Source organism: Pseudoalteromonas sp. EB27, from assembly GCF_001974875.1.
Lineage (GTDB): Bacteria > Pseudomonadota > Gammaproteobacteria > Enterobacterales > Alteromonadaceae > Pseudoalteromonas.
Map to the genome: position 1 here is coordinate 39,425 of NZ_MTQD01000013.1, position 11,389 is coordinate 50,813.

At 39.8% G+C, this 11,389-nt stretch carries 9 protein-coding genes; 4 read left to right on the forward strand and 5 right to left on the reverse strand.

Features of this window, described 5'->3' with window-relative positions:
* A complete protein-coding gene (locus tag BW142_RS14870) occupies positions 1-516 on the forward strand; it encodes a DUF2489 domain-containing protein (protein WP_076925351.1) in 516 nt (171 codons plus the stop codon).
* A 61-nt stretch (positions 517-577) separates the two neighbouring features.
* Here BW142_RS14870 and hemN read toward each other — a convergent pair whose 3' ends face one another.
* Positions 578-1,951 (reverse strand): oxygen-independent coproporphyrinogen III oxidase, encoded by a 1,374-nt coding sequence (gene hemN / locus BW142_RS14875; protein WP_076925352.1) that lies wholly within the window; start codon positions 1,949-1,951, stop codon positions 578-580.
* Between the two features lie 122 nt (positions 1,952-2,073).
* Positions 2,074-2,607, reverse strand: a complete 534-nt coding sequence (yjgA, locus tag BW142_RS14880; RefSeq protein ID WP_007582068.1) for a ribosome biogenesis factor YjgA — start codon at positions 2,605-2,607, stop codon at positions 2,074-2,076.
* 144 nt (positions 2,608-2,751) lie between these two features.
* On the opposite strand from yjgA, the gene pmbA reads away from it, so the two are divergent.
* From pmbA to BW142_RS14895, 3 genes are all read left to right on the forward strand, one after another.
* On the forward strand, positions 2,752-4,101 hold the full coding sequence (gene pmbA / locus BW142_RS14885; RefSeq protein WP_076925353.1) for a metalloprotease PmbA: 1,350 nt from the start codon (positions 2,752-2,754) through the stop codon (positions 4,099-4,101).
* Between the two features lie 72 nt (positions 4,102-4,173).
* Positions 4,174-4,659: a DUF721 domain-containing protein gene (locus BW142_RS14890; protein ID WP_024605297.1), complete on the forward strand. Its 486-nt coding sequence runs from the start codon at positions 4,174-4,176 to the stop codon at positions 4,657-4,659.
* 247 nt (positions 4,660-4,906) lie between these two features.
* Positions 4,907-6,982, forward strand: coding sequence for a M13 family metallopeptidase (locus BW142_RS14895; RefSeq protein ID WP_076925354.1), 2,076 nt, complete (start codon positions 4,907-4,909; stop codon positions 6,980-6,982).
* A gap of 36 nt (positions 6,983-7,018) precedes the next feature.
* On the opposite strand, the gene BW142_RS14900 is transcribed toward BW142_RS14895, so the two are convergent.
* The 3 genes from BW142_RS14900 to secA form a co-directional block, all read right to left on the reverse strand.
* The gene (locus BW142_RS14900; RefSeq protein ID WP_076925355.1) at positions 7,019-8,119 is read right to left on the reverse strand and encodes a phosphotransferase; all 1,101 of its coding nucleotides are present in this window, start codon (positions 8,117-8,119) and stop codon (positions 7,019-7,021) included.
* Between the two features lie 23 nt (positions 8,120-8,142).
* Entirely contained in the window at positions 8,143-8,541 is a 399-nt protein-coding gene (mutT, locus tag BW142_RS14905; RefSeq protein ID WP_024600414.1) for an 8-oxo-dGTP diphosphatase MutT, read from the reverse strand.
* Positions 8,542-8,608: 67 nt separating this feature from the next.
* On the reverse strand, positions 8,609-11,323 hold the full coding sequence (gene secA, locus BW142_RS14910; RefSeq protein WP_024600415.1) for a preprotein translocase subunit SecA: 2,715 nt from the start codon (positions 11,321-11,323) through the stop codon (positions 8,609-8,611).
* Between the last annotated feature and the right edge of the window lie 66 nt (positions 11,324-11,389).

Below are 11,389 nucleotides of genomic sequence, written 5' to 3' on the forward strand. Positions count from 1 at the left end.
ATGAGTACCGCGGTAATTTTAGCCTTACTTTTAGGCGCTGCTATAATAGTTGGTCTGGCATTTTATGCGGGTCAGTTGCTGTACAAGTTAAATGCGCAAAAAAAGTTAATTGCTAAAACGCAGGCTGAACAAAAGCAAAAGCTTGAGAAGTCGCGTTTAAAGCGAAATGCCAAACTAGCCGATAGTATTCATTTAATTGCGCGTGCAATGAATGAAGAGCAGTGTGAGTTTTCTGAAGGCTGTTTACGTATTTGGGTGCTTATGTCTCAATATGGCTTTGAGAGCGAGCGTGATTTAACGACGCAATATCCTGGCATTTATAAAATGTACCAGGTAGTTAAAGAAATGCCGACACACGATGCACGTAAAAAATACGCTAAAAAAGAGATTTTTAAGCTAGATAAGGCTCGCTGGCAAGCTGAAGAAACACTTAAAGATGAAGTTAAAGCCGATTGCGCTAAAATTATCGTTGAGTTTAAAGCGGCTCCTGGCAGCGATAAAGTGGTTTTTAACTAGTTTTTCGAGTACTCAGAAAAAGCAGACCTTGGTCTGCTTTTTTATGCCGGACAGTTTTTAGTTAAATCACTCGTGAAAAACGTGTCGCATTTATTTGTTTTTGTAAATGAGCGTCAAAGCACATGCAAATAATACGAATGAATAAGTTGCCGCGTGGTGTTACGCTAATTTTATTATCATTTATAGTGACTAGTTCATCTTTTATAAGTGGCGTAAGCGCAATTAACGCATCCTCAAAGTAGTCATTAAATATAAGCGCATGCTTTTTACTAAAGTCTTGTATATCTAATTCAAACTGGCAAATGAGCTGCTTAATTGCATCAGCACGAATTACATCATCATGTGTTAAATGCATACCTTTATTAAGAGCACAGCCGCTTTGTGTTTCTACGCTGTGGTAATAATGTTTTAATTCTTTTTGATTTTGTAAAATGGCAGTGCCAATTTGCGAAATGGATGACACGCCTAAGCCTAATAAATCACAATTTCCATGGGTTGTATAACCTTGAAAATTACGATGTAATTTCCCTTCATTTTGCGCAACAGCTAGTTCGTTGTCGATTTTTGCAAAGTGGTCCATACCAATAAATTGATAGCCTGCTTGCGTCATCTGCTCCAGCGTATTTTTAAACATGGTGAGTTTATTATGTGCGCTGGGTAAATCTGCATCTTTAATCTTTCGCTGTGCGGCAAAGCGCTCTGGTAAATGCGCGTAGTTAAACACCGATACTCGGTCAGGGCTTAACTCAATAAGTTGCTCTATAGTTTGCTTAAAGCTCTCTGGTGTTTGCAGAGGAAGCCCGTAAATCATATCTGCATTAATAGATTGAAATCCCAGCTCGCGAGCTTGTGTAATTAATTGCTTAACCGTATCTGCATTTTGCGGACGATTAACAGCAAGTTGCACGTCGTCGTTAAAGTCTTGAATCCCAAACGAGACACGATTAAAGCCAAGCATCCTTAAATCAACAAGCATGTTATCGGCAAGCGAACGTGGATCTATTTCAATACCGCGTTCAGTAGTTCGCGTAAAATTAAAGTGCTGCTCTAAAAGCTTTATTAAACGGGTCATTTGTTTTGCGGTTAAAAAAGTGGGTGTACCGCCACCTAAATGTAATTGCTCAACCGTGTAGCTTTTAAATAAATGCGCTTGAGCAGTAATTTCTTTTGCTAAAAAGTCGAGATACGTATCTGCTTTAGATTGATGGCGGGTAATTATTTTATTACAGCCACAGTAGTAGCAAAGCTGACTACAAAATGGAATATGAATATATAAAGAAAGTGAACGACTCGTTGACGATTCTATCGCGTTTAGTAAGTTTTGTTGCTGATAACCGTCACGCAGTGATAGAGCCGTGGGGTATGAGGTATAACGCGGGCCAGACACATTATATTTGTTTATTAGGGTTTGATCCCACTGTGGAAGTTTAATCATCACGCGCACCTAAGTATTTATTTAGGGGGATTATAAAAAAGTACGCAGGGAGGCGGTTTGATCTATAACAAAAAAGGTGCCGAAGCACCTTTTTTAATAAAATATCAATTAATACGGTCTAATTAATACGTAACGGTATGTGCATCTTTGAGATATTGAAATAACTCTTTATAACCTTTACCTGGCTTTTCAGCTTTCGCTTCTTTTGCCGCATTACGAACCAATTGACGCATTTGCTGACGATCAAGAGACGGGAACTGCTCAATAGTCTCATTGATAAGATCATCACCTTGTTCAATTAAGTCTGAACGTAGTTGCTCAATTTTTTTGACCAATACTTCAGCTTGGTTATTTTTATTAAGCATTACATCGATAATCGCTCTAATAGCGTCAATGTTTTCTACAGTACGCAACGTTTTAGCAATGTAGTTTAAGTGACGGCGATACGCATCGCTTTTATTACTTATTTTATCAGCAACAACCATTGCCGCTTTTAAATCGTCATTTAATGGCAGGCGTTCGCGCTGTTTTTTACCCATTTTGGCAATTTCAGTACCTAACTGATGAAACTCTTGCGCTTCGCGCTTAAGCTCCGTTCTTGATACATATTCAATTTCTTCTTCAATTTCAGCAGGCTTGCCTTTTTTCTTTGCCATGGGGTGCTCTTAAATAAAAATAACTTTTGCCATTATACATGAATATGATACTTAGGAATATTAGCTGATGTGATGCATTGAGTGTGTTAGCATTTAAATATAAGAAATGCGTGCATTATGCCTCTAAGGCTCAGGACTTAATTTATGAAAAGCCAACAAAACGATCCAATTTATTCTCAAATATCGCAAGTTAAAGATGCGGTAGCAGAAGTACTCGAACATGCTAAAAAATTAGGCGCTACAGCTGCCGAAGCGGCCATGTCTAGTACATCTGGTTTATCGGTTAGTACTCGAATGGGTGAAGTAGAAACCATTGAGTTTAACCAAGATGGCGGCTTAGGCATTAGCGTATATGTTGGTAATAATAAAGGCTCGGCGTCAACCGCTGATTTAAATCCAAAAACGTTGCGTATGGTAGTAGAAAAAGCGATTGATATAGCTAAGTTTACATCTGATGACCCATTTAACGGCGTTGCTGATAAAGAATTGCTAGAATTTAATCCTAAAGATTTAGATTTATACCACCCTTGGGATGTAAGTCCTGAGGAAGGCATTGAGCTTTGTCATGCTGCTGAGCAAGCTGCACTAAATGCTGATGAGCGTATTGTTAACTCTGATGGTGCGAGCTTTTCATCGCATCAAGGGCTACGTGTTTATGGTAACAGCCATGGTTTGATAACGGGCTTTCCACGTACTCGTCATAGCATTAGCACTATGGTGATAGGTCAAGATGGCGAACAGATGCAACGCGACTCTGCTTATACGGTTGCGCGCGATCAAGCGGGTTTAAATGACGCAGCGGCAGTTGGGCTTGAAGCGGCAGCTGAAACGCTCGCTAAATTAAATAGTCAAAAGCTAGGCACAATGAAAGTGCCTGTTATTTTTAGAGCTGATATTGCAAACTCATTGTTTGGTCACTTAGTGTCGGCAATTGGTGGTGGCGCGCTTTATCGTAAATCAAGTTTTTTACTCGATAGCTTAGGCACGCAAGTATTTAGTAATTGTGTGAATATAGCTGAGCGCCCGCATATTTTAAAAGGATTGGCATCGTCACCGTTTGATAGCGAAGGTGTTAAAACATTCGACAGAGAAATTATTCAAGGCGGCGAGTTACAAACTTATTTATTAGCAAGCTATGCCGCGCGTAAAATGAATATGACGCCAACAGGGCATGCGGGCGGTATACATAACTGGCTTGTTGAACAAACTCATAACGATTTAACTGCACTATTAAAAACCATGGGCACAGGCTTATTAGTAACCGAGCTAATGGGGCAGGGCGTAAACACAGTAACAGGTGATTACTCTCGTGGTGCTGCTGGTTTTTGGGTTGAAAATGGTGAAATACAATATCCAGTAAGTGAAATTACCATTGCTGGTAATTTAAAAGATATGTTTAAAGGTATATCTGCTATTGGTGGTGACATAGAGCGCCGTGGTGGTATTCAAACTGGCTCAATATTAATAGAGCAAATGCAAATAGCCGGCGCGTAGTATTAATAGGCAGTGTATACTTGGGTCCAGAGTATTATCTCTGGGTCTAAGTGAGCTTTTACGAGGTGTAAAATGGCTAAAGATAGATATGCACCAAAACCGCTAACCGATATTATGGCGGGGTTAAATAATCGTTTATCGGCTTATGCAGGCAAAAGCCAAGCACTTGATACACAGCAAACCTTATTAAAAGATTTTTTAGGTCCTAAGTTGGGTGATAAATGCCGAGTAAGTAATTACCGAGACGGTACGCTAATGATCGAGGCGGTATCTGCACCTATCGCGCTTAGGCTTAATTATTTAAAAATGGATATGCTTTCACATTTTAGAGCCGCCGGGATGGCAGAGCTTGGGCAAATAAAAATCACGGCAAATCCTCAGGCGACTCAGCGATTAAGTACTGCGAATAAGTCGGGCAGTCCTGCAGTTACCAACTCTCGTAAAATGAGTGAGCAAACAGCTGATTACTTAAACGCCATAGCATCTTCGGCCCCTCCTTCTTTAAAAGAAAAACTTGAGCGTTTAGCGCTTCATGGAAAAAATAAAAGCGAGCCTTAACTACCCACCATCTTGTTATTGGTGGGGTCAATTTGGCAGCTCACCGCATTCAAAATACTTTGTTACATATTCCATTTTATTGTTGCCCTAATGAGGTTTATGATACTGGCTGGTAATGTATATTGATTGAAGTCCCTGATACCCATTCCATTAAGTAAAAGCGTGTAGGCAGTGCTATTTTTACTCCTGCTATATTCAAGAATTTAATGGAGTTGGTATTAAATTCTAACTAACAAACGGAATCATTATGAATAAAGTAACAATGGCCGCTGCAAGTATTGCACTTGCACTTGGCTTGGTAGGTTGTGGTGAAAAACAACAAGAAACTAAAGTAACCGACACTCCAGTAGTGACAGCACCTGCTGAAAAACCACTAGAGCTTGGTATTGAATTAGCTAATATGGATAGTTCAGTACGCGCACAAGACGATTTTTACTACCATGTAAATGGCGAGTGGTTAGCTAAAACTGAAATACCAGGTGATAAATCTAACTACGGTTCTTTTTCGCAGTTATATGATGAGTCGCAAAAAGCGATGAAAATAGCCCTTGAAAGTGCAGCCGCAAACAAAGCCGCTAAAAAAGGCAGTGATGAGTACAAAATTGGTGCATTTTATAAAAGCTATATGAATAAAGATGCGCGTAATGAGCTAGGTATTACGCCATTACAACCGTCATTAGATACAATTGATAGTGTTAAATCTAAAGCTGATTTAGTGGGTTTAATGGCTAAAATTCAAAAACAAGGTGGTACTTTACCGTTTGGTTGGTTTGTAAATAACGATGCTAAAAATTCAAGCGAGTATGCATTGTATTTATCTCAGTCGGGTCTTGGTTTACCAGATCGTGATTATTACTCAAACAATGACGAAAAATTCACTAAAATTCGCGCTTCTTACGAGCAATACATCACTGATGTTTTAGCTAAGTCAGGCGTTAAGAATGCAGCAGAAGCTGCTAAGAGCGTACTTGCATTTGAAAAAACACTAGCTGATGCACAGTGGAGCCGCGTGCAAAGCCGTGACGCAACTAAATCTTATAACAAGATGACAGTAGCAGACGCAAGCAAGTTGATGGGCGACCTTGATTTAGCTGCATTCTTTAAAGATGCAGGTGTGAGTGCAAGTGACATTATTGTACGTCAACCAAGCTACTTAGAAGCACTCGCTACTATTTACAAAGACACTGATTTAGCGACGTGGAAAAACTACTTAAAATTTCATTTTGTAAGTGGTTATGCAGAGCTACTTAGTGAAGATTTAGTTAACCTTAACTTTGACTTTTACAGCACAACACTTCGTGGCGTAGAAGAACAAGCACCTCTTTGGAAGCAAGCGGTTGATGCATCTAACAGTGTACTTGGTGAAATTTTAGGTAAGGTATACGTTAAAGATAACTTCCCGCCAGAAGCTAAAGCACGCATGGAAGAGTTAGTTGATAACGTAATTAAAGGTTATGGCGTTGCTATCGAAAATCTTGAGTGGATGAGCCCTGAAACAAAGCTTGCAGCGAAAGAAAAACTAGACAAATTTACGCCTAAAATTGGTTACCCAGACACGTGGAAAGATTACTCTGAGCTAGAGATTAACTCAGATGAGCTAGTAGGCAATTACATTCGTTATAGCGAATGGGCATACGCAGACATGATTGCTAAATTGGGTAAACCAGTTGATCGCTCTGAGTGGCATATGACTCCGCAAACGGTAAATGCGTATTACAATCCAGTAAACAATGAAATTGTATTCCCTGCTGCTATTTTACAACCGCCATTCTTTAATTTAGAAGCGGATGATGCTGTAAACTACGGCGCAATTGGCGCAGTAATTGGTCACGAGCTTGGTCATGGTTTTGACGACCAAGGTGCTAAATATGACGGTGACGGTAACTTACGTAACTGGTGGAGTGAGACTGACCTTAAGCAATTTGAAGAGCGTACAGCGGCTTTAGTTGCACAGTATAACGAATATAAACCATTTGAAGATGCAAGTGTTAATGGCGAGCTAACGCTTGGCGAAAACATTGGTGACTTAGGTGGCTTAACGGTTGCGCATAAAGCGTATATGCTATCTTTAGGTGATAAAAAAGCACCTGTGGTTGATGGTTACACAGGCGATCAACGTTTCTTTATGGGTTGGTCACAAATTTGGCGTCGTAACTATCGCGATGAAGAGTTACGTAATCGTTTATTAACAGACCCTCATTCACCAAGTCACTACCGTGTAATCGGTATCTTGTCGAATATGCCTGAGTTTTACGAAGCGTTTGACGTAAAAGAAGGTGATAAAATGTATATCAAACCAGAAGACCGCGTAAAAATCTGGTAATTACATTGTATGTAAATAATAAAAACCAGTAAGTTTTTAGCTTACTGGTTTTTTTGTATCTTGAATTTGTTCATCGACTAAGCACGCGTGCATCCATTCTTCGTTACTCAGTATGTTTTTATAAAGCGCGAGTTGGTTTTGTACGCGCTCTAAATTGTGCTCTGCATGAGCCACTTTAAAGTACACATCGTTATTTAAGTAATCAGTTAAAAAGCGCACACTTAACATGAGCGGCATTATTTTAGCGCCTAGCAGCAGGCTTTCTTGTTCTTGTTTACTCATGCTACTTTTTAATGGCGTTACATAGCCTTTAACAATGGCTGAAAATATATCTTTTCGAATAACAACGTTGCGTAAGTTTGTTGAATCCTCGGCTTCGGGGGAGCAGAAAGTGCGTACCATGTCACCAAAATCATAAAGCCGAAATCCCGCCATGCAGGTATCTAAATCAATCACTGCTTTTGCTTTGTGAGTTGCACTACAAAACAGCATATTATTTATTTTTGTATCGTTATGACACACTCTTAGTGGTATCTGCTTAGCTATACTACTAAGCTCAGTAATTAAATGCTGCTGCGATAAGCAATATTCTATTTCGTCAGCGCAGTGCTTTACTCTATTTACAGAGTTATTTGTGATTGCGGTATTTAATTGCTCAAAGCGCATCGCTAAGTTATGAAAATCAGGAATTACAGTATGTAGTTGTTGTGCATCAAAGTCTTGCAAGGCATGCGTAAATACACCAAAAGCGTAAGCCGCTTGCTCGCTCTGTTGCGTGTTTTTAACAACGTCTTCGCTGTAGCTGTCACTAATATAATCAAGTACACGATAGTGTTCGTTATCTATTTCTATTAAGTATTCATTGTTCTGCGTAGCTATATGCTTAACTGTTTCAAGGGGGTAGTTGCTTTGTAGTTGTTTGGTATTTAAATGCTGCTCAATTAGTTTTGCATTACTTACTAACTGAGCAGGGTATTTAAATACCTCAGTATTAAGTTTTTGCACAATAAACTGTTTATCAATACATCTAAGTAGCCATGTACTATTTATATGGCCGCTACCAATCACACTAACTTGAGTTAACTCAGGATTTAATGCTAATTGTTCGCTTAGCTTATTTTGTATTGAGATGTTCATTGCGCTCACTTGTACCTAGTTTGTTATGCGTATCGGGCTACTATTTTCTGGATAATTTCAGCATTAGCTTCAGGGAAATCATAATTTTCTAATTCACTAATTGCTACCCATTCACTAGGTTGTCCTTCAGCGCCATGTGCTTCACCGCTAAAGTTACTCACTACGTGTACATCTAATTTAACGCACTTATCGCCGTAGTCATGTTCAATCACCATAAGTTGACTAGAGCTGTGAATTGTTAATCCAACTTCTTCAATAAGCTCGCGTTTAAGTGCAACAAAAACACTTTCACCTGCTTCTACTTTGCCACCAGGAAATTCCCATAAACCGCCTTGATGTTGTTCATCTGCGCGTTTACAAATGAATATAGCGTTATTCTTCTTAATAACACCAACAGCTACATGTACAATTTCTATAGTCATTACTTTAAAACTCCATAAAAAAAGCGACGCTAGCGCCGCTTTTTAATAAGCTAATAACAATATTGGGCTATTTTAATTTACCGCAACATTGTTTGAATTTTTGGCCTGATTTACAAGGACAAGGGTCATTACGACCTACTTTTGGTTCTGTACGAGCCATTACAGTCGCTGTTTCTGGTGCTGGCGCTTCGCCACCTACTTGCTCAGCTTCTTCATGTTGGTATTCGCGAGGAGCATTTTCACTTTTACGGTGTTGCTCTTCTACTTTTTCAACATCTTCTTCTGCGCGTACTTGTACTTTACTTAGGATGCTTACAACATCTACTTTCAAGTTTTCAAGCATTTCAGAAAACAACTCAAACGATTCACGCTTGTACTCTTGCTTAGGATTCTTTTGCGCGTAACCACGTAAATGAATACCTTGGCGTAAGTGATCCATCGCAGCAAGGTGATCTTTCCAATGTTGATCAAGACTTTGTAGCATAATCGCTTTTTCAAACTGACGTAAAACAGAATCGCCTACTTGCTCTTCTTTTTGCTTGTATGACTGCTCAACAGCTTCTTCAATACGCTCACGAAGCTTTTCTTCATATAGCTTATTGTCATCAGCTAACCACTGAGTGATTGGTAACTCAATTAAGAAGTCTTGCTTTAAACGCTCTTCAAGGCCAGGAATATCCCACATTTCAGCAAGGCTTTGCGGTGCAATGTACTGATCAATTACACCAGCAAGAACATCACCACGAATTGCTGTGATAGTTTCTGAAATATCGCCTTCTTCAAGTAGCTCATTACGTTGAGAGTAAACAACGCGACGTTGATCGTTTGCTACATCATCGTACTCAAGTAATTGCTTACGAACATCAAAGTTACGTGCTTCTACTTTACGCTGTGCATTTTCAATCGCACGGTTAACCCATGGATGTTCAATTGCTTCACCGCGTTGCATACCTAGTTTACGCATCATGTTAGTCATGCGTTCACCAGCGAAGATACGCATTAGTGCATCGTCCATCGATAGGTAGAAACGGCTAGAGCCGGCGTCACCTTGACGACCAGAACGACCACGTAATTGGTTATCTATACGACGAGATTCGTGACGTTCAGTACCAATGATATGTAAACCGCCGGCATCAATTACTGCATCATGGCGAATTTTCCAAGCCGCTTTAATATCAGCAATTTGCTCAGCAGTTGGGTTCTCAAGTTTTTCAACTTCACTGTTCCAGTTGCCGCCTAACACGATATCGGTACCACGACCGGCCATGTTGGTTGCAATTGTTACTGTACCTGGCAGGCCCGCGTCTGAAACGATGTCAGCTTCTTGCGCATGAAATTTAGCATTAAGTACGTTGTGCTTAATTTTTTCTTTGCGTAAAAACTGTGATAAATACTCAGAACTTTCAATTGAAATAGTACCTACAAGTACCGGTTGTCCGCGGTCTTGGCAGTCTTTAATGTCAATTAAAATTGCTTCGTATTTTTCTTCTTGCGTTAGATAAACTAAGTCGGCGCGATCATCACGAACCATTGGCTTATTAGTTGGCATAACAACGGTATCTAGGCCGTAGATAGATTGAAACTCAAAAGCTTCAGTATCGGCAGTACCTGTCATACCTGCTAGTGTTTCGTATAAACGGAAGTAGTTTTGGAACGTAATAGATGCAAGTGTTTGGTTTTCGTTCTGAATATTTACACCTTCTTTAGCTTCAACAGCTTGGTGTAAACCTTCTGACCAACGACGACCTTCCATTGAACGACCAGTATGCTCATCGATAATGATTACTTCGTTTTCTTTTACAACGTAATCAACATCTTTTTGGTATAGCTTGTGAGCACGAAGGGCCGCATAAACGTGACTTAGTAGCGTAATGCTTGCTGCTGAGTAAAGCGAATCGCCTTCTTCAATTAAGCCGCGTTCAGTAAGTAGCTCTTCTACTTTAATTTGACCACGTTCTGTTAAATGAACTTGCTTAGACTTTTCATCAATAGTGTAATCGCCGTCGCCTTCAACACCTTCTTCGTCTTCTTTTTCTTGAAGTTCAAGTAAAGGAACGATGGTATTTATTTCAGTGTATAGCTCAGAGCTGTCCTCAGCTGGGCCTGAAATAATAAGCGGAGTACGCGCTTCATCGATTAAGATTGAATCCACTTCATCGACTACAGCATAAAATAATGGACGCTGAACACGTTCATCAATACTAAAAGCCATATTATCGCGAAGGTAGTCAAAACCAAATTCGTTATTTGTACCGTACGTAATGTCAGCAGTATAAGCTAGCTTCTTCTGCTGTGGCATCATACCAGGTACGTTACAGCCTACAGTAAGGCCTAAAAATTCAAATAACGCACGGTTGGTTTCAGCATCACGTTTAGCAAGGTAGTCATTCACAGTAATTACGTGAACACCTTTGCCTGTTAAGCCGTTTAAATAAGCTGGTAGGGTAGCTGTTAATGTTTTACCTTCACCGGTACGCATTTCTGCAATGCGACCTTGATGTAAAACCATACCACCTAATAACTGCACGTCGAAATGACGCATGCCATTTACACGCTTTGACGCTTCACGTACCACAGCAAAAGCTTCAGGTAGAATGTCGTCAAGGCCTTGTCCGTTATCGTAACGTTCTCTAAACTCAGCTGTTTTAGCTCTTAAATCTTCATCAGAAAGCGCTTCAAGTTGCGTTTCTAGCGCATTGATTAGCGCGACCGTCTTTCTTAAGTTTTTAATAGTGCGGTCATTGCGACTACCAAAAAGCTTGGTAAATAAATTAGATATCATGATAAAACCGTTACAATGTATTCTTTGTCAGCCGAGTATCGGCTAACCCATTTTTAACAATTGGTA